Consider the following 22,566-nt stretch of genomic DNA (forward strand, 5'->3'; position numbering starts at 1 on the left):
GCGTCGCTCAGGGATGAAGCGCGTGGCGGTAGGACTCCTCCTTGCGCTCGACCCAGTGTTCGATCAGGGCGCGCAGTTGCGACAACTCCACCGGCTTGGCGAGGTGGCCGTCCATGCCGACCCGCTGGGCATGCTCGCGGTGCTCGCTGAGGATATGCGCGGTGAGCGCGACGATCGGCGTGTGCGGACGGAGTTCGCTGGCTTCCCAGGCGCGCAACTGCTCGGTGGCGGCGAAGCCGTCGAGCACCGGCATCTCGCAGTCCATGAGCACCAGGTCGTACTGCTTGGCCTTCATCGCCTGCAGGGCCTCCTCGCCGTTGCTGGCGGTATCCGGTTGCAGGTTGAGCTTGCGCAGCATGCCGCGGATGACCTTGGTGGAGATGCTGTTGTCCTCGGCGACCAGGATGCGGAAGTCGCTCGGCACTTCCAGGGGGGCGTTCTCCTCCAGGCCGCTGGCGGCCGGCCGGGCCGCGCGGCGCTTGCCGAGTTCCTCGGCGAGGGTGGTCTTCAGCGTGTAGCCGGCCACCGGCTTGGCCAGGCTGCAGGTGATGCCGGCGTTGCGCGCGTAGACCCGTCCCGGCGCATCGCTGAGGCCGGTCAGCATGACCAGCAGGATGTCGTGATTCAGGCCGGGGTCTTCCTTGATCCGCTGGGCCAGTTGCAGGCCGCTCATGCCGGGCATGTTCTGGTCGAGCAGCGCCGCGTCGAAGTATTCCCCCAGATGGGCCTTGGTGCGCAGCAGGGCCAGGGCCTCCTTGCCGGAGGAGACCGCACTGACCTTCATGCCCCAGGCCCCGCACTGCTGCAGCAGGACCTTGCGGCAGGTGTCGTTGTCGTCCACCACCAGCAGGCGGGCGTCCTGCAGCGGGCTGTCCAGGTCGGCGACCGGATGCTCCAGGCGGGCCGGGTCGAGGGGCAGCGACAGCCAGAGCGTGGTGCCGCGGGTCGGATCGGCATCGATGCCGCAGATACCGTGCATCAGGGTGATCAGTTGACGGGCGATGATCAGGTCGAGGCTGCCGTCGATCTGCGCGGCGGAGAGCAGGTCGCTGCTCTGCACGCGGCTGTTCAGCATCGCTTCGCGTCTGGACTCCGGCATCGGTTCCCCGCTGTCCTGCACGGCGACGTGCAGGTTCGGCCGGGGACCCTCGGTTTCCAGCGACACCTTGAGCAGGATTTCGCCTTCGTCGGTCTGCCGGAAGGCGTTCTCGATCAGGGTCAGCAGGATCTGGCGCAGCCGCGTCGGGTCGCCGTTGATCACCCGCGGCACCTGCGGCTGGATGAAGCTGATCAGCTCGACATGGCGCCTTTCCGCCTTGGCGCGGAAGATGCCCAGGCAGTCCTCGATCAGGCCATTGAGGTCGAACTGCACGTCGTCCAGTTCGATCTGGCCGGATTCCAGGCGGGAGATGTCGAGAATGTCGTTGATCAGGCTGAGCAGCTCGTTGCCCGAGCTGTTGATCGTCTGCACGTAGTCGTATTGCTTGGCGGTCAGCGGCGTGCCGAGCAGCAGTTCGGTCATGCCCAGGACGCCGTTCATCGGGGTGCGGATCTCATGGCTGAGCTTGGCCAGGAATTCGCTCTTGGCGCGCAATTCGGCGCTGCTCGCCGCTTCGCTGGTGCGCCAGGCGGCGCGGTCCCGCTCGATCTTGCACTGCCGCTCGGCCAGGGCGAAGACGAGCAGCAGGCCGCTGGCGGCGGTGAAGGCGAAGAGCGCGAAGATCTGCCAGCAGGGGCCGAACTGGCCGAAATCCAGCAGCATCGACAGATAGGCGCTGAAACCCAGGTGGAAGAGCAGCGTCCCGACCAGCGCCAGGCGTGCCGGGCGATAGCCGTGCAGCCAGTGGTAGAGGGCGCAGCCCGTCGCGCTCAGGCTGGCGAGCAGGATCAGCCCGCTGCGCAGCATGTCGTGGGGCGAGGCGCCGTCGAGCACGGCGGCCAGTGCCAGCACGGCGATCTCGCCGCGCAGCAGCCAGTCGAGCAGGCGCGGGGACTCCTCCTGGTCGAAGAAGCTGCGAGTGAACTGCAGCAGGAAGAGGAAGCTGAGGAGGGCGGTGATATCCGCCACCCGGATCTGGTAATGCCCGAGTTGCGGCAACCAGGCGCCGAGCAGGCCGAAATGCGCGATGGCGCTGAGCAGGAGCGTGCCCTGCATGGCCGACAGCCAGAGATTGCAGAGCACCCTGTTGTAGCCGAAACGGACCAGGTGGTAGATCATCCCGAGGGCGAGGGCGAGGGCGCTGAGCAGGGCGCCGAGGGTATAGGCCAGCTTGTTCTTGTCCAGCAGTCCGGCGGTATCCACGTAGTCGAACCAGGCCGGCGCGGCTTGCCGGGGAGCCAGTCGCAGCCAGACCTCGCGCGTTGTCTGGTCCGTCGGCAGGTCGAACAGGTGGGCCTGCCCGGACGTGGAGAGGCCGTCCGGGAGCATGGCTCCGGTCTCGATCCGGCGCTCCGTCGCGCCCCTGTTGGTCAGGAAGAAGTCGACCCGGTCCACGCGCGGAGCGAACACCCAGATCCAGCGCGGGGTGTCGTGCCCGGCGATGGACACGCGCAGCCAGGCGGCCTGGTTGGCCGGCAGGGTGAGGGAGCGGTGGCCGAGCGGGGCGAAATGGTCGCGCCGCTCGATGACATCCTTCAGGGTGAGGCTGGCCGATTCGTCGAGAAGGATTCGCCAGTCGCCGTTCGGTGCGCCTGGGCCGAGCGGGCCGAACTGTTCGTCCGAGCGCAGCAGGCTGCCTGCCAGGGTCGGCAAGGCCGCGAGTACGACCAGCAGCAGACTGACGATGAGCGTTGTGGCATTCCAAGGCCGGCGCACGACGAAGTCCCTTCCTGAATGAGTGGCTAAATTATAACCAATGGTCTGTGGATGAGGTAATGGGCGAAAAGGCCATCAGTCGATGGCCTTTCCGGCCGATCTGTCTTTTTTCCGGTGATTATCGCAGGCTTTCAGCCTTCCCGGGCAATGGCGCGGTAGCCGATGTCCTTGCGGTAGAAGCAACCGCTCCAGCGGATCTTCTCCGCCAGGCGGTAGGCCTGCTGCTGCGCGGAGGATACGCTCGGGCCGATGGCGGTGGCGCAGAGCACGCGGCCGCCGCTGGTGACGATGCGCCCGTCCTTGAGCGCGGTGCCGGCGTGGAACACCTTGCCGTCGAGCTGCGCGGCGTCGTCCAGGCCCTCGATGACGTCACCCTTGGCATAATCGCCCGGGTAGCCGCCGGCGGCCAGCACCACGCCCACGGTCGGGCGCGGGTCCCAGCGGGCCTCGACCTTGTCCAGCGCCCTGGCGAGCGCCGCTTCGACCAGAAGCACCAGCGAGGACTCCAGGCGCAGCATCACCGGCTGGGTTTCCGGGTCGCCGAAGCGGCAGTTGAATTCGATGACCTTGGGTGCGCCCGATTTGTCGATCATCAGGCCGGCATACAGGAAGCCGGTGTAGACGTTGCCCTCGGCGGCCATGCCGCGCACGGTCGGATGGATGATCTCGTCCATCACCCGCCGGTGCACCTCGGGGGTGACCACCGGCGCCGGGGAGTAGGCGCCCATGCCGCCGGTGTTGGGACCGCTGTCGCCGTCGCCGACGCGCTTGTGGTCCTGGCTGGTGGCCATCGGCAGCACGTTCTGGCCGTCCACCATGACGATGAAGCTGGCTTCCTCGCCATCGAGGAACTCCTCGATCACCACGCGGGCACCGGCGTCGCCGAAGGCGTTGCCGGAGAGCATGTCGCGCACGGCGGCCTCGGCTTCCTCGAGGGTCGTGGCGACGATCACGCCCTTGCCGGCGGCCAGGCCGTCGGCCTTGACCACGATGGGCGCGCCCCGCTCGCGCAGGTAGGCGAGGGCCGGCTCGACCTCGGTGAAGTTCCGGTAGGCAGCCGTGGGGATGTCATGACGGGCCAGAAAGTCCTTGGTAAAGGCCTTGGAGCCTTCCAGTTGGGCGGCGCCGGCGGTCGGGCCGAAGATGTCCAGGCCGCGCGCGCGGAACAGATCGACCACGCCCTTCACCAGCGGGGCCTCGGGACCGACGATGGTCAGTTGCACATGCTTCTCGGCGAAGTCGGCCAGTTCCTCGAGGGCCAGCACATCGATGGCGACGTTCTCGCACTTGGCTTCGGTAGCTGTGCCGGCGTTGCCGGGCGCGACGAAGACCTTCTCGACGCGCGCATCCTGCGCCACCTTCCAGGCCAGGGCGTGTTCGCGACCGCCGCTGCCGATGATCAGTACGTTCATTGCGTTCTCCTGGGGAGAGTCGGACCTGTGGCCCGATCGGTGGACAGCTGAGGCTGTCCACCCTACGAAAAAAGGCGCCTCGGCACGAGGTCGCAATGGAGCCGGTAGATGCAGGGCGCCCCGGATGCCGGCTACAGTGCGGCTGGAATCAATGCCTGAAGTGGCGCATGCCGGTGAACACCATGGCCATGCCCGCCTCGTCGGCCGCGGCGATCACCTCGTTGTCGCGCATCGAGCCGCCCGGCTGGATCACCGCGGTGATGCCGGCCTTGGCCGCATTGTCGATGCCATCGCGGAAGGGGAAGAAGGCATCGCTCGCCATCACCGCCCCCGCGACCTCGAGCCCGGCGTGCTCGGCCTTGATCGCGGCGATGCGTGCGGAGTTGACGCGGCTCATCTGGCCGGCGCCGACGCCGATGGTCTGGCGGTTCCTGGCATAGACGATGGCGTTGGACTTGACGAACTTGGCCACCTTCCAGGCGAAGATCAGGTCGTGGATTTCCCGCTCGGTCGGCGCGCGCCGGGTGACGACCTTGAGGTCGGCCTCGGCGATCATGCCGATGTCGCGGCTCTGCACCAGCAGGCCGCCGTTGACGCGCTTGAAATCCAGGCCATCGGCGCGCTCGGCCGGCCACTGGCCGCATTCGAGCAGGCGCACGTTGGCCTTGGCCGCCACCGCCTCACGGGCTTCGGCGGAAACGCTGGGGGCGATGATCACTTCGACGAACTGGCGCTCGACGATGGCCCTGGCGGTCGCGCCGTCCAGTTCGCGGTTGAAGGCGATGATGCCGCCGAAGGCGGACTCGCTGTCGGTGGCGTAGGCCAGGTCATAGGCCTTGCGGATGCCGCCTTCGTCTTCCGGTACCACGGCGACGCCGCAGGGGTTGGCGTGCTTGACGATGACGCAGGCCGGCTTGACGAAGCTCTTCACGCACTCCAGCGCGGCATCGGTGTCGGCCACGTTGTTGTAGGACAGCTCCTTGCCCTGCAACTGGCGGGCGGTGGCCACGCTGGCCTCGGCCGGGCTGGTCTCGACGTAGAAGGCCGCCTGCTGGTGCGGGTTCTCGCCGTAGCGCATGTCCTGAGCCTTGACGAACTGGCTGTTGAAGGTACGCGGGAACGCGGCACGGCCTTCGGTGGTAAGGGTTTCGGCGCCCTGGTCGATGGTGCCCAGGTAGTTGGCGATCATGCCGTCGTAGGCTGCGGTGTGCTCGAAGGCCCTGAGCGCCAGATCGAAGCGCTGGGCGTAGGTCAGGCCGCCGTTCTTCAGGCTCTCGAGCACGCCGGCATAGTCGGCGGCGTTGACCACGATGGCGACGTCCTTGTGGTTCTTCGCCGCCGAGCGGACCATGGTCGGCCCGCCGATGTCGATGTTCTCGATGGCCTCGGCGAGGGTGCAGCCGGGCCTGGCCACGGTGGCGGCGAAGGGGTAGAGGTTGACCGCGACCAGATCGATCGGCTGGATGCCGTGCTCGGCCATGACCGCTGCGTCGAGATCGCGGCGGCCGAGGATGCCGCCGTGGATCTTCGGATGCAGGGTCTTCACCCGACCGTCCATCATTTCCGGGAAACCGGTGTAGTCGGCTACTTCCACGGCGTCGACGCCGTGCTCACGCAGCAGCTTGAAGGTGCCGCCGGTGGAAAGGATCTCGACGCCGAGGGCGGCGAGCTCACGGGCGAAGTCGACGACGCCGGTCTTGTCGGACACGCTGATCAGCGCGCGGCGGACGGGAAGGCGGGTAGTCTGGTCGGTCATCTCGGGTTCCATCAGGACAGGATTGAATGGAAACGGGAGCGGTCCGGCCGCTCCCGTTTCAGGCAGGTGGGGCTACAGCAGATCGTACTGCTTGAGCTTCTTGCGCAGGGTGCCGCGGTTCAGGCCGAGCAGTTCGGAGGCTTTGGTCTGGTTACCCTTGACGTACTGCATCACGGTTTCCAGCAGGGGAGCCTCCACTTCGGAGAGCACCAGGTTGTAGACATCCGTGACGGCAGCGCCCTCGAGATGGGCGAAGTAGTTGCGCAGCGCCTTTTCCACGCTGTCGCGCAGCGTCTGGCCCGCCTCGCTCGGTGTATTCAGGTGCTGTTTCAGATTGGCGTTGTCGCTCACCGGTGTCGTTCCACTCTCTAAAGTCTCGGTCGTCGTCGTCATGCGGCCACCCCTTCTCCATCTTTGTGACGTTCGGCGAAGAATCGCCGCACGTGGGCGCTCTGTGCGTCCGTGGTATCCAAGCGGTTGAACTGGGCTCGAAACTCCTGCGCGCCCGGCAGGCTCGCCAGGTACCAGCCGACGTGCTTGCGGGCGATGCGAACGCCCAGCTCCTCCCCGTAGAAACGGTACAGTGCGGCCAAGTGCTCCAGCAGAACGGGCTCCACCTCGAGCGCCGTCATCGCCGGCAGGCGCTCGCCGGTTCGCAGGTAGTGCTCAATCTCGCGGAAGATCCATGGCCGCCCCTGGGCCGCACGGCCGATCAGCAGGCCGTCGGCACCGGTGGCGTCGAGCACCTGGCGGGCCTTTTCCGGCGAGTCGATGTCGCCGTTGGCGAACACCGGAATCGATACCGCCCGCTTGATGGCGGCAATGGTGTCGTATTCGGCCGCGCCGCCGTAGAGGTCGGCACGGGTCCGGCCATGCACGGCGAGGGCGGCGATGCCGGCCTGCTCGGCGAGCCGGGCGATGCCGACCCCGTTGCGGTTGGCCCGGTCCCAGCCGGTGCGGATCTTCAGGGTCACCGGGACCTCGACGGCGGTCACCACCGCCCGGAGGATCTCGGCGACCAGCGCCTCGTCGCGCATCAGCGCCGAGCCGGCGGCTTTGTTGCAGACCTTCTTCGCCGGACAGCCCATGTTGATGTCGATGATCTGCGCGCCCAGTTCCACGTTGCGCCGGGCCGCCTCGGCGAGCCGCTGCGGGTCGCCGCCAGCGATCTGCACCGAGCGCGGTTCCGGCTCGTCGCCGTGCGGCAGGCGCAGGCGCGACTTGCGGCTGTTCCACAGGCGAACGTCGCTGGTGAGCATTTCCGAAACCGTCATGCCGGCGCCGAGCCGGCGGCACAGCGCGCGAAACGGTCGATCGGTGACACCGGCCATGGGCGCCAGGATCAATCGGTTGGGCAAAGTGTAGGGGCCGATGCGTACCGCCGACATAGGTCTTCCCTGCTGGAGACGGATTTCAGGTCGAACGGGGACCGTAAAAAAGGGGTAGGCATGATACCTGCTCTCCATGAATGGATAAAGGCTGCGCTGCGCAAAATATGAACAGCGGGCAGGCAGGCGCCCATGACCGAAGGGCAGCCCGGTGGCTGCCCTCCAGGCAGCGAAGTCACTCTGGAGAGTGAAAGCTTAGGCTGTAATTCAGCGCCTGTGTGCCAGGGTCGAGAATCTCCAGCGAGATGTGGATCGGCGTCTGGGGCGGCATTTCCTGCTGCCCGGCCAACTCGCCGCCGAGGTACTCGTTGGGTTTGAAGCGCCGGGTGGCGACGGTCTGGCCGTTGATGTCGGCGAAGCGCAGCTCGAGCAGGGGGAAGGGCTGGGCGAAGGCGGCGCGGTTGTAGAGGATCGCGTCGACCACCAGGGCGCCGGCGAATTCGGGATGGTTGCGCACCACCAGGTTGCTGCTCCTGATCCGGGCGATGTCGACCCGTGGCGGCAGACTGCAGCCGAGGTAGGGGCACAGCCGCTCGAACCAGGGCCGGTAGCTGTCCTGGCGGGCCAGTTCGTCGTAGTGGAACCAGAGGTATTGTCCGGCCAGGATGGCGATCGCGAGCAGGTTCAGGGCGATCCAGACGAGGCGGCGCCCCCAGGGTTGGCGTGGTTTCCGCCAGTCGAGGCGAAGAGGTTCGTCGACCAGTTCGAGCAGTCCTTCCCCGGGAGGCTCCGGCGTGCCGTGGGCGGGCCGGCCGGCGAGGACGGGCTGGCGCGTTTCGCCCCTGACGGCGGGCGTTTCCCTGGACGCTGAGCGGCGCGGCTCGTCCCGGGCGACGTGCGGTTCCAGGGTCAGGGGCGGCTCGGGGCGCTCGCCCTGGCCGCTCGGTATGACGAGCAGGCTGCCGGTCGGCGGCAACTGCGGTTCGACGGGGGCTGGTCGTGTGCGGGGCGCGGCCGGATCTGGCGCTGGTACGTCGGTGCTCTGCGGAGTCGCCGTCAACTGGCGCTCCTGACTTTCCAGCCTGGCCAGTTCTTCGTCCAGGTCGAGGGTGTCCAGATCCAGATCGCCCAGGTCGAGTTCGTCGTAATCCCTGTGGGCCGGGGGCTCCGCCGAACGGATCTCGGCGGGCGGCGCTACCGGGGGCGCGGCGGCCGGCGCTGCGCTGATCGGCGCCTCGGCGTCCGTGGGGTGGGCCGGTCGCTCGATCAGATGCTCGGCGGCGTTGAATACCCGCAGACAGGAGCCGCAGCGCACCGCGCCGCGGGCGGCATCGAGCTGCGCGCGGTTGACGCGGAAACGGGTCCGGCAGTGTGGGCACTGGGTGGCGAAGGTGTCTGTCATGCGGCGAGCCGGCAGTCGATGCTCTGGACTGAGTCGGAGCGCTAGTCTAGCTCAGCCTACGGCCCTGGGGCAGGGCGTCAGCGACGCACGCCGTCGATGCGTACCCAGCCGTCCTTTTCCGTCGTGGGAGCGAGGACGAAGGCGCCTTCGTAGGCGGCACGTACCTCCCCGGCCTGCTCGGCGAGGATACCCGACAGCGCCAGGCGGCCGCCCGGCCGGACCAGCGAGGCGAGCTGCGGCGCCAGTTGCACCAGCGGACCGGCGAGGATGTTGGCCACCACTACGTCGGCCGGCTGGCGCGGCAGGTCCGCCGGCAGATGGAGCGGGAAGCGCGCCGGATCGATGCCGTTGCGCAGGGCGTTGTCGCGCGAGGCCTGCAGTGCCTGCGGGTCGATGTCGGTACCGACCGCCCGTTCGGCACCGAGCAGCAGTGCAGCGATGGCGAGGATGCCCGAGCCGCAGCCGAAGTCCAGCAGGCTGCGGCCGGCGAGCTCCTGGCCGTCCAGCCACTCCAGGCACAGCGCGGTGGTCGGATGGGTTCCGGTGCCGAAGGCCAGGCCGGGGTCGAGCAGCAGGTTGACCGCCCCGGGCTCCGGCGCCTGGTGCCAGCTCGGCACTATCCACAGGCGGCGGCCGAAGCGCATCGGCTGGAAGTTGTCCATCCAACTGCGCTCCCAGTCCTGGTCCTTGATGCGTTCGACCTGATGTTCGGGCAGTTCGCCGCCGCGCAGCAGGCGCAGGTGGGCGAGCAGGGCGTCCGCGTCGGTGTCGGCCTCGAACAGCGCGAGCAGGTGGGTATGCGACCAGAGCGGAGTGGTGCCGAGATCCGGTTCGAAGATCGGCTGGTCCTCGGCGTCCATGAAGGTCACCGAGACCGCGCCCAGCTCGAGCAACCGGTCCTCCAGCGCGCCAGCCTGGTCGGGGGTGATGGCGAGTCGGATTTGCAGCCAGGGCATGGGCGGGACCTCTTGCGGAGTACGGCGGGCGCGGATAAGCGTGGCGGGCAAGCTTACTGGAGGGAGGCGCCGGCCGCCAGCCGACGCCGGGGAACACGGCGGAAACGACAGGGGCCGCCCGAAGGCGACCCCGCCGTGCGGCGCGGGCGTATCGCTCAGTGCTTGTCCAGACCCAGTTTCTTTTCCAGGTAATGGATGTTCACGCCGCCCTGGCAGAAGCCCGGATCGCGGGTGAGTTCGCGGTGCAGCGGCACGTTGGTCTTGATGCCGTCGACGACGATCTCGTCCAGGGCGTTGCGCATGCGCGCCATGGCCTCGTCGCGGTCCTTGCCGTAGGCGATCACTTTACCGATCAGCGAGTCGTAGTTCGGCGGCACCGCATAGCCGCTGTAGAGGTGCGAGTCGACGCGGATGCCGTTGCCGCCCGGTGCGTGGTAGTGCTTGACCTTGCCCGGGCTGGGCATGAAGGTCGCAGGGTCCTCGGCGTTGATCCGGCACTCCAGCGCATGGCCGCGGATCACCACGTCTTCCTGGCGGATCGACAGTGGCTCGCCGCCGGCGATGCGCAGCATCTCCTTGACGATGTCGACGCCGGTGACCATCTCGGTGACCGGGTGCTCCACCTGCACACGGGTGTTCATCTCGATGAAGTAGAAGCGCCCGTCCTCGTAGAGAAACTCGAAGGTGCCGGCGCCGCGATAGCCGATCTCGATGCAGGCCCGCACGCAGCGGTCCAGTACCTCGGCGCGGGCCTGCGGGTCGATGTTCGGCGCCGGGGCTTCTTCCAGGACCTTCTGGTGGCGGCGCTGTAGCGAGCAGTCGCGGTCGCCCAGGTGGATGGCGTTGCCCTTGCCGTCGGACAGTACCTGGACCTCCACGTGGCGCGGGTTCTCCAGGAACTTCTCGAGGTAGACCATGCCGTTGCCGAAGGCGGCCTCGGCCTCGGTGCGGGTCAGTCGCGCCGACTTGATCAGGTCCTCTTCCTTGCGGACCACGCGCATGCCGCGCCCGCCGCCGCCGCCAGCGGCCTTGATGATCACCGGGTAGCCGACTTCGCGAGCGATCGCCAGGGCCTCTTCCTCGTTTTCCGGCAACGGGCCGTCGGAGCCGGGCACGGTGGGTACGCCGGTCCGTTTCATGGCGTCCTTGGCCGAAACCTTGTCGCCCATCAGGCGGATCACTTCGGCGGTCGGACCGATGAACGCGAAGCCGGACTTCTCCACTTGCTCGGCGAAGTCGGCGTTCTCGGCGAGAAAGCCGTAGCCCGGATGAATCCCGGTCGCGCCGGTGACTTCGGCGGCGGCGATGATGGCCGGGATGTGCAGGTAGGATTTGGCCGCCGGGGCCGGGCCGATGCACACGCTCTCGTCGGCGAGGCCCAGATGCATCAGTTCGCGGTCCGCCGTCGAATACACAGCCACCGTCTTGATGCCCAGTTCCTTGCAGGCGCGCAGGATGCGCAGGGCAATCTCGCCACGGTTGGCGATCAGGACTTTTTCCAGCATCGCAGGATCTCCGCGGTTCAGACGATGGTGAACAGCGGCTGGTCGTACTCCACCGGCTGGCCGTTTTCCACCAGGATGGTTTCGATGACGCCGCCGACTTCAGCCTCGATGTGGTTCATCATCTTCATGGCTTCGACGATGCACAGGATATCGCCCTTCTTCACGCTCTGGCCGACCTGCACGAAGGCCGAGGCGCTCGGTGACGGCGAGCGGTAGAAGGTGCCGACCATCGGCGAGCGGACCACATGGCCGTTCAGCTTGGGTGCGGCGACTTCGGCAGGCGCGGCGGGCGCGGCGACGGCAGCGGCGACCGGGGCGGGCATGGCGGCTATCGCCGGTGCGGCGGCGTACACCGTCTGGGGAACGTTCTTGGAGTGGCGGCTGATGCGAACCGATTCTTCGCCTTCGCGAATCTCCAGTTCGTCGATACCGGATTCTTCCAGCAGTTCGATCAGTTTCTTGACTTTGCGGATATCCATTCGAAATAACTCCGATTACGAATCAGGGACGTTCAAGTTGTTCGAGGACGGCCTCGAGGGCCAGCCGGTAGCCGCTGGCGCCCAGGCCGCAGATCACCCCTACGGCGATGTCGGAGAAGTAGGAGTGATGACGGAAGGGCTCGCGTTTGTGCACGTTGGACAGGTGCACTTCGATGAATGGGATGCTCACCGCCAGCAATGCGTCACGCAGGGCGACACTTGTATGGGTGAAAGCCGCCGGATTGAAGATGATATAGCTCACGCCCTCCTGGCGGGCGGCATGGATGCGTTCGATCAGGACGTGCTCGGCGTTGCTCTGCAGGTGGAGCAGGCGATGGCCGGCCTTGCTGGCGCGGCGTTCCAGGTCCTGGTCGATCTGCGCGAGGGTGGTGGCGCCGTACACGCCGGGTTCGCGGGTGCCCAGCAGGTTGAGGTTGGGGCCGTGCAGCACCAGTAGGGTGGCCATGTCGGTTGGTTGTCCTTGCGTACTGTGTGAGGGGGCATGACGACGGGCCCTCCCGTCCCGCGGGGCGCGGGCTGGCTGGGGCTCCGTTCCGTCGAGACCTTCAGCCGAACATTTTAACCGGAATTTCCTGCATATTACCTGCGATTCCTTGCAGATGCCTTGCAAGATTAGCGTTGGGATTGACTTTCCCGCAGGCGTTGCGCAAAAGCGGCGGCGTCGATCTCGCCGACCACCCGCAGCCTTTCGTGCTCCGTGCCGTCGGCGGCGAAGAACTGAATCGCCGGCGGGCCGAACAGCCGGTAGCGATCCAGCAGCGCGCGCTGTGCCGGAGTGCCGGCGGTGATGTCGAAGCGGATCAGCCGGTAGCCGACGAGCTGCGCGGCGACCCGTGGGTCGGCGAACACCTCGCGCTCGATCACTTTGCAACTGATGCACCAATCGGCATACCAGTCGAGCAGCAGCGGCTGGGCGGCATTCTTCGCTTCGGCCAGGGCGGCGTCCAGTGCTTCCGGCGTGTCGAGGGTCTGCCAGGCGCCGGCGGTCCGGGCCGCGGGAGCGGCGGAGAGGGACGCGCCGCCCAGTGGACGCAGCGGATCGGACTCGCCGCGCAGCGCGCCGGTCCAACTGGCCAGGGCATAGACCAGCAGGGCCAGCCCGGCCAACTGGCCGAGCTTCTGCCGGTGGCTCTTCGCGGTGAACTCCAGGGCGCCGAGAAACAGCGCCACCCCGCCGGCCAGCGAGCCCCACAGGGCCAGCGCCAGCGGGCCGGGCAGCACCCGTTCGAGCAGCCACACGGCGACCGCCAGCAGCAGCACGCCGAAGGCATTGCGCACCACGACCATCCAGGGACCGCTCCTGGGCAGCAGGGCGCCTCCACCGGCGGCGAACAGTACCAGCGGCGCGCCCATGCCGAGTCCCAGGGCGAAGAGCTTCAGGCCGCCGCCCAGGGCATCGCCGCTCGAACTGATGTACAGCAGCGCGCCGGCCAGCGGGGCGGAAACGCAAGGCGAAACCAGCAGGCTGGACAGCACGCCGAGGACGGCGGCGCCCCACAGCGAGCCGCCGCGCGTATTGCCGGCCAGGCGCTCCAGCGGCGCGGCCAGGGCCGGCGGCAGGCGCAGCTCGAAGACCCCGAACATGGCCAGGGCGAAGAGGCCGAAGAAGGCGGCGAAGGGCGCCAGCACCCAGGGCGATTGCAGGCGCGCCTGCAGGTTCAACTCTGCGCCGAACAGTCCCGTCAGCGCGCCGAGCACGGCGAAACAGGCGGCCATCGGCAGTACGTAGGCCAGCGACAGGGCGAGGCCGCGTGCGCCGCCGATCTCCCCGCGCAGCACCACGCCGGAGAGGATCGGCAGCATCGGCAGCACGCAGGGAGTGAAGGTCAGGCCGAGGCCGGCGAGGAAGAACAGGGCCAGTTCCCGCCAGCCCCAGCCCGGCGCGTCGGCGGGCGAAGCGGCCCCGGCCGCGGGAGTGCCGCCGATCTGCAGCCGTTCGGTTTCCGGCGGATAGCACAACCCTTTGTCGGCGCAGCCCTGGTAGCCGACCTGCAGGTAGAAGGGGCGCCCGTCCGGGTTGGCCACGGGCAACTCGACGTCGAGCACGCCGTAGTAGACCTCCGTCTCCCCGAAATACTCGTCGGTCTTGCGCGTGCCGTCCGGCAGGCGCGGCTCGCCCGGCGCGACCCCCAGTGTCTCGCTGCGGAACTGCAAGCGCTGGCGGTACAGGTAGTAGCCCTCGGCGGCGACGAAGCGCAGTTTCACCGCCTGCGGCGTGGCGTCCACCAGGCTCAGGCGGAAGGCCTCGCGGACCGGCAGGAAGTCGCCGCGGTTGTCCAGGCCGCCCAGCGCGGCGCCGGGCCGGTTGTCGAACAGGCCGGCGGCGGCGGGCAGGGCGAGCAGCAGCAGGAACAGGGGCAGCAGCAGGCGGCGCATGGCGTTCTCGCAGAAACGTGCAGAAATACAAAGGGGACGGATGATACCGGAGGCGGCGAGGCGCTGCAGGCCGCAGGCGGCCTGGCAAGCGCCACCTTGGTCGCAGGCGGGCGCGGTGCCGCGTTGTCCCGGTATTCCACCCATTAGTGCTAGGCTTGCGCGGCCGGCCCGGCGGGCTGGCCGACTTTTCGAATCATGAAGGATCTCGTCATGCTGGACTGGAAAGAAAGCGCAAGCCGTGCGTACGGTGGGGCCGACAGCGCCCTGCGGCGCATCGTCGGCAACCACTGGCTGGGGCGCGCCCTGGCGCTGTTGCTCGCCCTCTACCTGCTGGTGACCGGATTGCTGGGCTGGTTCTGGAGCCTGGAGCCGGATGCCTTCCCGGTGCAGGAGAACGCCCAGGCCTCGGCCGAGCAGGCGCAGCGCAAGTTCGTCAAGGGCTACACCACCGTCGAGACCCTGCGGACCGTGGCCGGTACCCTGCTCGACAAGCCGGGCGGCTACCTGACCAACGACCTGTCCCCGCCCGGCATCTGGCTGGACAACATGCCCAGTTGGGAATTCGGCGTGCTGACCCAGGTGCGCGACCTGGCGCGCTCGCTGCGCAAGGAAATGGCCCGTTCGCAGTCGCAGTCCACCGAAGACCCGGATCTGGCCAAGGCCGAGCCGCGCTTCAACTTCGACAACCGTAGCTGGGCGCTGCCGGCCTCCGAAACCGAATACCGCGCCGGTCTCAAGCTGCTCGACAGCTATCTGGCGCGCCTGGCCGACCCGGTCAAGCCCAGCGCGCAGTTCTTCGCCCGCGCCGACAACCTGAATGGCTGGCTGGGCGACGTCGCCACCCGTCTCGGCTCGCTCTCCCAGCGGCTCTCGGCGAGCATCGGCCAGGAGCGCCTGGATGCCGACCTGGTGCCCGACGAGGAGACCGGCCAGGTACAGCAGGGCGAAGTCGTCAAGACGCCCTGGCTGCAGATCGACAACGTGTTCTACGAGGCGCGCGGCCAGGCTTGGGCGCTGGCGCATTTCCTGCGCGCCATCGAGGTGGACTTCGGCGACGTGCTGGCGCGCAAGAACGCCACCGTCAGCCTCCAGCAGATCATCCGCGAGCTGGAAGCGGCGCAGGAGCCGCTGTGGAGCCCGATGGTGCTGAACGGCGGCGGCTACGGCATGCTGGCCAACCACTCGCTGGTGATGGCTAACTTCATCTCCCGGGCCAATGCCGCGCTGATCGACCTGCGCGCGCTGCTTTCCCAGGGCTGATGGATACTTCCGCACGGGAGGCGGCCCATCGGGCCGCCTCGGACGCCGAACTGGTCGCCTGGGTCGACGCCGACGACCGCCCGCTCGGCGCGTTGCCCCGCGCCGAGCTGCGCGAGCGCGGCCTGATCGGCCGTGGCACTTTCATCCTGCTGTTCAACGGCGCCGGGCAGCTCTGCGTGCACCGGCGCACCCTCAGCAAGGCGATCTATCCCGGCTACTGGGACGTCGCCGCCGGCGGCATGGTGCAGGCCGGGGAGGACTATGGCGAGTCCGCCGTCCGCGAACTGGCCGAGGAACTCGGCATCACCGGCGTGGCGCTGCGCGAGCACGGCCGCTTCTTCTTCGACCAGCCGGACAACCGCCTGTGGTGCGCGGTGTTCTCGGCGGTCTCCGACGCCCCGCTGGTGCTGCAGCCCGAGGAAGTGCTGGAGGCCCGCTTCGTCCCGCCCCAGGAGGCCCTGCGCGAGGCCTTCGAGCGTCCCTATTGCCCGGATTCTCTGGAGGCGTTGCGCCGCTACCTCGGCATGCTCTGAGGGCGCGCTGCTTGCCGGTCCCGCGCCGCGTCGAGCGGCTGCGTCCGGCGAGTGTCGTCGAGAGCGGGAGCCGTGCGCGTCCGGGTCCTTTGATCCGGCGCAGCCGGCGGTCCGCACGGATTTCTACACTGTCAGCGATTTCCACAGCAGCCGGCCTGCCGGGATTGGCGGCGCCGGACGAACGGCAGGAGCTTTCCCCATGAAAATCGTGATGTTCAGTGCGCAACCTTACGACGAGCGCTCTTTCGACGAGGTATTGCAGCGCGACTACGCTTCCCGCGGCTTCGAACTGGTCTACCAGAAGGCCGCGCTATCCGCGCAGACCGTGGCGCTGGCCCAGGGGGGCGAAGCGGTGTGCGCCTTCGTCAACGACCAGCTCGATGCCGCGGTGCTGGAAACCCTGCACGGCTATGGCGTGCGAGCGATCCTGCTGCGCTGCGCGGGGTTCAACCATATCGACCTGGAAGCCGCCCGCAGCCTGGGGCTGTTCGTCGCCCGGGTGCCGGCCTATTCGCCGGAAGCGGTGGCCGAGCACACCATCGCCCTGATCCTGACCCTCAACCGGCACACCCACCGTGCCTACAACCGGGTGCGCGAGGGCAACTTCATGCTCGACGGCCTGCTCGGCTTCAACCTGCACGGCAAGACCGTGGGTCTGATCGGCACCGGCCAGATCGGCCTGGCCACGGCACGTATCCTCAAGGGCTTCGGCTGTCGGGTGCTCGGCCACGATCCGTACCGGACGGCCGAGTTCGCCGCCCTCGGCGACTACGTGGAGCTCGACGTGCTGCTCGCCGAATCCGACGTGGTCAGCCTGCACTGTCCGCTGAGCGAGGCCACCTGGCACCTGATCGACGCCGCCCGCCTGGCGCGGATCAAGCGCGGCGCCATGCTGGTCAACACCTCGCGCGGCGCGCTGATCGACACCCACGCGGTGATCGCCGCGCTGAAATCGCGGCGCCTCTCGGCACTGGCCATCGATGTCTACGAGCAGGAAAGCCAGTTGTTCTTCCACGACCGCTCCTCGGACATCATCGACGACGACGTCTTCACGCGGCTGATGACCTTTCCCAACGTGATCGTCACCGGCCACCAGGGCTTCTTCACCGCCGAGGCGCTGCGCGAGATCGCCGAGACCACCCTGCGCAACCTCGACTGCTACGCGAGCGGCCGCGCCTGCGGGAATGCGCTGGCGGGCGATGGCTGAGCGACGACGGGCGGTGGGCGCGGCGTGCCTGGCCGCCCTCACCTCTGGGGCTGCCGCGCCGTCCATCAGGCTTCGCTGTGGCCTTCCGAGATTTGCTACCTTTCCGGCTTTTCCGCGCTGCCTATAGGCTACCTTGCGCGAACCCGGCCGCATGCGGACGGAAGCGCGGGGAAAAGCGTGGTTTTCCAGCCTTGAGGAGCACCAGTCATGGCATTGAACGTCGACTACCTGCTGCGCACGGCAGCCACTCTGGAACAGGCCCTGCTGGCACTGGAGAAAACGCCGTCCAGCGAGGACATCCTCTTTGACCTCTACCGCAATGCCGCGATCAAGAGTTTCGAGCTGTCGCTGGAAACCGCCGGCAAACTGCTGCGCAAGGCACTCAAGCTGTATGTCGGCAGCCCGCGCAGCGTCGATGCGCTGGTGTTCAACGACCTGCTGCGCCATGCCGGCAAACATGGCCTGCTGGATGCGGACGGCGTCGAGCGCTGGCTGGCCTACCGTGCCAACCGCAACAACACCGCCCATGACTACGGTGAGGGCTTCGCCAACGATACCCTCAAGCTGCTGCCCGGCTACCTGGCCGACGTGCGCGCCCTGGCTGGCAAGCTACAGGAGGTGTTTGATGCCGCGCCTTGAGGCGGATCGCCTGTGCCTTGAACCGCGCCACCTGGCCTTGCTGCAAGATCTGCTGCGCCAGCATGTTCCGGGCGCCGAGGTCTGGGCCTACGGCAGCCGCGCCAGCGGCGGCGCTCACGAAACCAGCGACCTCGATCTGGTACTGCGTAATCCGGTCGACTCCGATCGCACGGTCGAGGGGCTGGCAGCACTCAGGGAGGCCTTGCAGGCCAGCAGCCTGCCAATCCTGGTGGAGGTTCACCCCTGGCCGGCTCTGCCAGAGACTTTCCAGCGGGAGATCGAGCGGGCGTATGTGGTGATTCAGGAGGGAGGCGGGAGCCTTGAGCGGTGAACGGCCAACCGCGCCGGCCGGACCAGAGTCGTTGCTGGAGTCCGTGAGCGAAAGGGATACTCGATTCAACCACGGAATAAAGGCCAGTACACAGCGCCACCATCTTCGGCATTTCACACGCTTGCCGCTAAACTGCCCCCTCGTTTCCCCGCATTTCCGAGGAGCCAGCCTTGGCCAAGAAAGCCTCTTCGTTCGCCGCCCTGGGCGGTCTGGTCTATTCCACCGACGGCGGCCGTCATTGTCCCGACTGCGGCCAGCCGGTCGCCGCCTGCATCTGCGGGCAGAGTCAGGTAGCGGCCGGCGACGGTGTCGCCCGGGTGCGCCGCGAGACCAAGGGGCGTGGCGGCAAGACGGTGACCACCGTCAGCGGCCTGCCGCTGGCCGGCGATGCGCTGAAGGAGCTGGCCAGTGCCCTGAAACGCCGCTGCGGCACCGGTGGCGCGCTCAAGGAGGGGGTCATCGAGATCCAGGGCGAGCACGTCGAGCTGCTTCTCGAAGAGCTCGCCAAGCGCGGCTTCAAGGCGAAGAAATCCGGCGGCTAGTTTCTATATCAGACGACCTCTCTGCACAGGAGCGACTCATGGCTCGACGTACACGCAAGGACGACGGCAGCCAGTGGACCGTGGCCGACAGCCGCGCCGTCTACGGCATCCGTCACTGGGGTGCCGGTTATTTCGCGATCAACGAGCGGGGCCACGTGGAGGCCCGGCCGAACCGCGCCGCCGACCGGCCGGTCGATCTCGTCGAACTGCTCGGCCAGTTGCGCGAGGCCGGCCTGTCGCTGCCGTTGCTGGTGCGTTTCCCGGACATCCTGCAGGACCGCGTGCGCCAGTTGACCAGTGCCTTCGATGCGAACATCGCGCGCCTCGGCTACCAGAGCGGCTACACCGCGCTGTACCCGATCAAGGTTAACCAGCAGGAAGCGGTGGTGGAGAGCATCATCGCCACGGCGAACGTCTCCATCGGCCTGGAGGCCGGCTCCAAGCCGGAGCTGCTCGCCGTGCTGGCGCTGGCGCCGAAAGGCGGCACCATCGTCTGCAACGGCTACAAGGACCGCGAATTCATTCGCCTGGCGTTGATCGGCCAGAAACTCGGCCACTCGGTGTTCATCGTCGTCGAGAAGGAATCGGAAGTGCAACTGATCATCGAGGAGGCGGCCGAACTCCGGGTCGTCCCGCAGCTCGGCCTGCGCGTGCGGCTGTCCTCGCTGACTTCCTCGAAATGGGCCGATACCGGCGGCGAGAAGGCCAAGTTCGGCCTCTCCGCGGCGCAACTGCTGCGCGTGGCCGAACGCCTGCGCGACGCCGGGCTGGAGCAGGGGGTACGCCTCCTGCACTTCCACATGGGCTCGCAGATCGCCAACCTGGCCGATTACCAGGGCGGCTTCAAGGAAGCCATCCGCTACTACGCCGAACTGCGCGCCCTCGGCCTGCCCCTCGACCACGTGGACGTCGGCGGTGGCCTGGGCGTCGATTACGACGGCACCCATTCGCGCAATCCCAGCTCGATCAACTACGACATGGACGATTACGCCGCCACCGTGGTCGGCATGCTCCAGGAGTTCTGCGATGCCCAGGGCCTGCCGCATCCGCACATTTTTTCGGAGAGCGGCCGCGCCCTGAGCGCGCATCACGCGATGCTGGTGGTGCAGGTCACCGACGTGGAGCGCCACAACGACCAGTTGCCGGAGATCAACGATCCGCAGCGTCTGCCGGAGACGCTGCGCTGGCTGATCGAACTGCTCGGCCCGACCGATGACGAGATGGTCACCGAGACCTACTGGCGCGCCACCCAGTACTTGGGCGAACTGTCGCGCATGTATGCCGACGGCAAGCTGGGCCTGGCCGACAAGGCGCTCGCCGAGCAGTGCTACTACGCGCTCTGCCGGCGCCTGCACGACTCGCTGAAGGCCCGCCAGCGCTCCCACCGCCAGGTGCTCGACGAACTCAACGACAAGCTGGCGGACAAGTACATCTGCAACTTCTCGGTGTTCCAGAGCCTGCCGGACACCTGGGCGATCGGTCAGGTCCTGCCGATCCTGCCGCTCGACCGGCTCGACGAGGAGCCGCTGCGCCGCGCGGTGCTGCAGGACCTGACCTGCGACTCCGACGGCAAGATCAAGCAGTACGTCGACGAGCAGAGCATCGAGACCAGCCTGCCGGTGCATGAGCTGCGCGCGGGCGAGGAGTACCTTTTGGGCATCTTCCTGGTTGGTGCCTATCAGGAGATCCTCGGCGACATGCACAACCTGTTCGGCGACACCGACTCGGTGAACGTCTACCAGCGCGCCGACGGCAGCATCTACCACGCCGGCATCGAAACCCACGACACCATCGAGGACATGCTGCGCTACGTGCACCTGTCGCCCGAGGAACTGATGACCTACTACCGCGACAAGGTGGCCGGCGCGCCCATCAGCGCCCGCGAACGCGCCCAGTACCTCGATGCCCTGCGCCTGGGGCTGACGCGCTCGTCCTACCTGTCGGGCTGAGCGCCGCTTTCGGTGGGAAACCGCCGCGCGGGTTTTCCACGGGATAGCTATCCACCCTGCGATCCGATCGCCCGTACGCAGGGTGGGAAACGGCCATGGCCCTTCCCGCCAGGTCGGATCGGCCTAGGGCCTGTTAACACTACTCCGCGCGGCCGCGACGGAGCCTGTTTTTGCGCGGGGTTAGGCGCGAGGAGAGAAGTTTGGTCATTCCAAACGAACGACGAGTAACGACGCTCCGCGCAAAAACGGGCCCGTCCCTGCGGGTTGCGCGGCAAATGGCGCCATGCGTCGTTGCGGGACTTGGCAAGGGAATGCCATTCCCTGCGTCCCGCGCCTCGCCTGGCGCCATTTGCCGCAGCAACGCGGCTCGCGGAGAGTAGTGTTAATAGGCCCTAGCCAGCGGCCTGTGCCGCTGGTGCCTGATCCGCCAGTCCCTGGCGCCACAGGCGCCGGGCGAAGGCCGCCATGCTCAGGGCGCGCAGCGCCATGAAGGCGAGGAAGGCCAGCCACAGGCCATGGTTGCCGAGTCCGCGCAGCAGCCAGGCGAGCGGCAGCGCCAGGGCCACGGCGATCAGCATGGCGTCGCGCATCTCGCGGGCGCGGGTGGCGCCGATGAACAGGCCGTCGAGCAGGTAGCTCCACACCGCGATCAGCGGCAGCACGGCGAGGTAGGGCAGGTACTCCATGGCCAGTTCGCGCACCGCCGGGATGTCGGTCTGCAGGCCGACGAACAACCCGCCGCCGGCCAGGAAGAACAGCGCGAAGCCCAGGCTGGCCAGCAGCGACCAGAGTCCGGCGACCGCCAGCGAACGCTGCAGGGCGGTGCGGTCGCGGCTGCCGATGGCATGCCCGCACAGCGCCTCGACGGCGTGGGCCAGGCCGTCCAGGGCGTGGGCGGTGAGCAGCAGGCCGTTGAGCAGCAGGGCGTTGGCCGCCACCGTGGCGTCGCCGAGCCGGGCGCCCTGCACGGTGATCAGGAAGAACACCAGTTGCAGGAGCAGGCTGCGCAGGAAGATGTCGCGGTTCACCGCCAGCAACGGGCGCCAGTTCGTCCAGCGGCGCAGGGCGTCCCAGGGCAGCCGGCCGGGATACCGGCGCAGCGCCCGGCGGGCCAGCGCCAGACCGAGCAGGGTACCGCTCCACTCGGCGATCACCGAGGCGCGGGCGGCGCCGGCCACGCCCCAGTCGAGGCCGAGGACGAACCACAGGTCGAGGACCACGTTGCCCAGGCTGGTGGCCAGCAGCATGGCCAGCGGCGCGCGGGCGTTCTGCGTGCCGAGCAGCCAGCCGATCAGGGCGTAGCCGGCCAGCACCGCCGGCAGGCCGAGCAGGCGGGTATGGAAGTATTCGCGGGCCAGCGCGTCGAGCGCCGCCGAGGGCTGCATCAGGCCGAGGGCGAACGCGCCGAAGGGCAACGCCAGGAGGCCCAGCAGCAGGGCGAGGGCCAGCCCGAGCAGCAGGCTCTGCAGCAGCACCCGGCGCAGCGCGTCGCCGTCGGCGCGGCCGCAGGCCTGGGCGGCGAAACCGGTGGTGCCCATGCGCAGGAAACCGAAGGCCCAGGCGAGCAGGGTGAACAGACTGCCGCCGACCGCCACCGCGCCGAGCTGGTGGGCGTGCGGCAGGTGGCCGATCACCGCGCTGTCGACCAGCGTCACCAGGGGCTCGCAGAGGTTGGAGAGGATCATCGGCGCGGCCAGCGCCCAGACCCGGCGCTGGGTCGGCGCATGGCGCCAGGCCTCGGCCAGGACGCTCACTGGATCAGCCAACTGAGGACCCAGACGCCCAGCAGCAGGCTGATCGTCCCGCCGACGAAGGCGCGCCTGAGCAGTGCGCGTATGCCGCCGGCCAGCAACAGCAGGCCGACGGCCAGGGCGACGAAGCCGAGCAGCGTGGGGTCCGTGCCGAGGGTGCGCGACAGTCCTTCGAGAAAGGCGCCGCCAGCCCTGGCGATCGAGCCGAACAGACCGCCCAGCGTCTCGACGAGATAGCGGAGCACCGCGCCCAGCGTCTCGCCGAGCCATTCGAAGAAGCTTTCCTCTTGCATTGCATCCCCCT

At 68.1% G+C, this 22,566-nt stretch carries 20 protein-coding genes; 7 read left to right on the top strand and 13 right to left on the bottom strand.

Translation table 11 applies throughout. The annotated features are described in order from the left end of the window. Window positions 1-7 precede the first annotated feature (7 nt). The 11 genes from AVCA_RS03180 to AVCA_RS03230 all read right to left on the bottom strand — a co-directional run bounded on the left by AVCA_RS03180 (window position 8) and on the right by AVCA_RS03230 (window position 14,050). The gene (locus AVCA_RS03180) at window positions 8-2,815 is read right to left on the bottom strand and encodes a response regulator (RefSeq protein ID WP_015589522.1); all 2,808 of its coding nucleotides are present in this window, start codon (window positions 2,813-2,815) and stop codon (window positions 8-10) included. Between the two features lie 131 nt (window positions 2,816-2,946). Beyond that, on the bottom strand, window positions 2,947-4,227 hold the full coding sequence (purD, locus tag AVCA_RS03185) for a phosphoribosylamine--glycine ligase (protein ID WP_012699363.1): 1,281 nt from the start codon (window positions 4,225-4,227) through the stop codon (window positions 2,947-2,949). Between the two features lie 148 nt (window positions 4,228-4,375). Further along, entirely contained in the window at window positions 4,376-5,983 is a 1,608-nt protein-coding gene (purH, locus tag AVCA_RS03190) for a bifunctional phosphoribosylaminoimidazolecarboxamide formyltransferase/IMP cyclohydrolase (RefSeq protein WP_012699364.1), read from the bottom strand. 72 nt (window positions 5,984-6,055) lie between these two features. Next, window positions 6,056-6,376, bottom strand: a complete 321-nt coding sequence (gene fis / locus AVCA_RS03195; RefSeq protein WP_041806900.1) for a DNA-binding transcriptional regulator Fis — start codon at window positions 6,374-6,376, stop codon at window positions 6,056-6,058. Then, on the bottom strand, window positions 6,373-7,371 hold the full coding sequence (gene dusB / locus AVCA_RS03200; RefSeq protein ID WP_041806902.1) for a tRNA dihydrouridine synthase DusB: 999 nt from the start codon (window positions 7,369-7,371) through the stop codon (window positions 6,373-6,375). The genes fis and dusB overlap by 4 nt, the downstream gene beginning before the upstream one ends. Window positions 7,372-7,546: 175 nt before the next feature. Further along, complete coding sequence (locus AVCA_RS03205; RefSeq protein WP_012699368.1) at window positions 7,547-8,713, bottom strand: DUF3426 domain-containing protein; 1,167 nt, start codon at window positions 8,711-8,713, stop codon at window positions 7,547-7,549. Between the two features lie 77 nt (window positions 8,714-8,790). After that, window positions 8,791-9,669: a 50S ribosomal protein L11 methyltransferase gene (gene prmA, locus AVCA_RS03210; RefSeq protein ID WP_012699369.1), complete on the bottom strand. Its 879-nt coding sequence runs from the start codon at window positions 9,667-9,669 to the stop codon at window positions 8,791-8,793. Window positions 9,670-9,824: 155 nt separating this feature from the next. Beyond that, a complete protein-coding gene (gene accC, locus AVCA_RS03215; protein WP_012699370.1) occupies window positions 9,825-11,174 on the bottom strand; it encodes an acetyl-CoA carboxylase biotin carboxylase subunit in 1,350 nt (449 codons plus the stop codon). Window positions 11,175-11,191: 17 nt separating this feature from the next. Then, window positions 11,192-11,653: an acetyl-CoA carboxylase biotin carboxyl carrier protein gene (accB, locus tag AVCA_RS03220; protein WP_012699371.1), complete on the bottom strand. Its 462-nt coding sequence runs from the start codon at window positions 11,651-11,653 to the stop codon at window positions 11,192-11,194. Window positions 11,654-11,675: 22 nt separating this feature from the next. Then, complete coding sequence (aroQ, locus tag AVCA_RS03225; protein ID WP_012699372.1) at window positions 11,676-12,119, bottom strand: type II 3-dehydroquinate dehydratase; 444 nt, start codon at window positions 12,117-12,119, stop codon at window positions 11,676-11,678. Window positions 12,120-12,286: 167 nt separating this feature from the next. Next, entirely contained in the window at window positions 12,287-14,050 is a 1,764-nt protein-coding gene (locus AVCA_RS03230) for a protein-disulfide reductase DsbD (protein ID WP_231876311.1), read from the bottom strand. Window positions 14,051-14,260: 210 nt separating this feature from the next. On the opposite strand from AVCA_RS03230, the gene AVCA_RS03235 reads away from it, so the two are divergent. The 7 genes from AVCA_RS03235 to speA all read left to right on the top strand — a co-directional run bounded on the left by AVCA_RS03235 (window position 14,261) and on the right by speA (window position 20,511). Then, entirely contained in the window at window positions 14,261-15,310 is a 1,050-nt protein-coding gene (locus AVCA_RS03235) for a DUF2333 family protein (protein WP_012699374.1), read from the top strand. Further along, a complete protein-coding gene (locus AVCA_RS03240; protein WP_012699375.1) occupies window positions 15,310-15,843 on the top strand; it encodes an NUDIX hydrolase in 534 nt (177 codons plus the stop codon). The genes AVCA_RS03235 and AVCA_RS03240 overlap by 1 nt, the downstream gene beginning before the upstream one ends. A gap of 199 nt (window positions 15,844-16,042) precedes the next feature. Further along, a complete protein-coding gene (locus AVCA_RS03245; protein WP_012699376.1) occupies window positions 16,043-17,050 on the top strand; it encodes a 2-hydroxyacid dehydrogenase in 1,008 nt (335 codons plus the stop codon). A 207-nt stretch (window positions 17,051-17,257) separates the two neighbouring features. Next, window positions 17,258-17,689: a nucleotidyltransferase substrate binding protein gene (locus tag AVCA_RS03250; protein ID WP_012699377.1), complete on the top strand. Its 432-nt coding sequence runs from the start codon at window positions 17,258-17,260 to the stop codon at window positions 17,687-17,689. Next, window positions 17,676-18,020, top strand: coding sequence for a nucleotidyltransferase family protein (locus AVCA_RS03255; protein WP_012699378.1), 345 nt, complete (start codon window positions 17,676-17,678; stop codon window positions 18,018-18,020). Before AVCA_RS03250 ends, AVCA_RS03255 begins: the two co-directional genes overlap by 14 nt. A gap of 170 nt (window positions 18,021-18,190) precedes the next feature. Beyond that, window positions 18,191-18,562 (top strand): translation initiation factor Sui1, encoded by a 372-nt coding sequence (locus AVCA_RS03260; protein WP_012699379.1) that lies wholly within the window; start codon window positions 18,191-18,193, stop codon window positions 18,560-18,562. Between the two features lie 38 nt (window positions 18,563-18,600). After that, window positions 18,601-20,511, top strand: a complete 1,911-nt coding sequence (gene speA, locus AVCA_RS03265) for an arginine decarboxylase (protein WP_012699380.1) — start codon at window positions 18,601-18,603, stop codon at window positions 20,509-20,511. 392 nt (window positions 20,512-20,903) lie between these two features. On the opposite strand, the gene AVCA_RS03270 is transcribed toward speA, so the two are convergent. Both AVCA_RS03270 and AVCA_RS03275 read right to left on the bottom strand, forming a co-directional pair. Then, window positions 20,904-22,265, bottom strand: coding sequence for an MATE family efflux transporter (locus AVCA_RS03270; RefSeq protein WP_012699382.1), 1,362 nt, complete (start codon window positions 22,263-22,265; stop codon window positions 20,904-20,906). Continuing rightward, the gene (locus tag AVCA_RS03275; protein WP_012699383.1) at window positions 22,262-22,555 is read right to left on the bottom strand and encodes a hypothetical protein; all 294 of its coding nucleotides are present in this window, start codon (window positions 22,553-22,555) and stop codon (window positions 22,262-22,264) included. Before AVCA_RS03275 ends, AVCA_RS03270 begins: the two co-directional genes overlap by 4 nt. Between the last annotated feature and the right edge of the window lie 11 nt (window positions 22,556-22,566).

The sequence above is a fragment of the Azotobacter vinelandii CA genome, assembly GCF_000380335.1.
GTDB classification, from domain to species: Bacteria; Pseudomonadota; Gammaproteobacteria; order Pseudomonadales; family Pseudomonadaceae; genus Azotobacter; species Azotobacter vinelandii.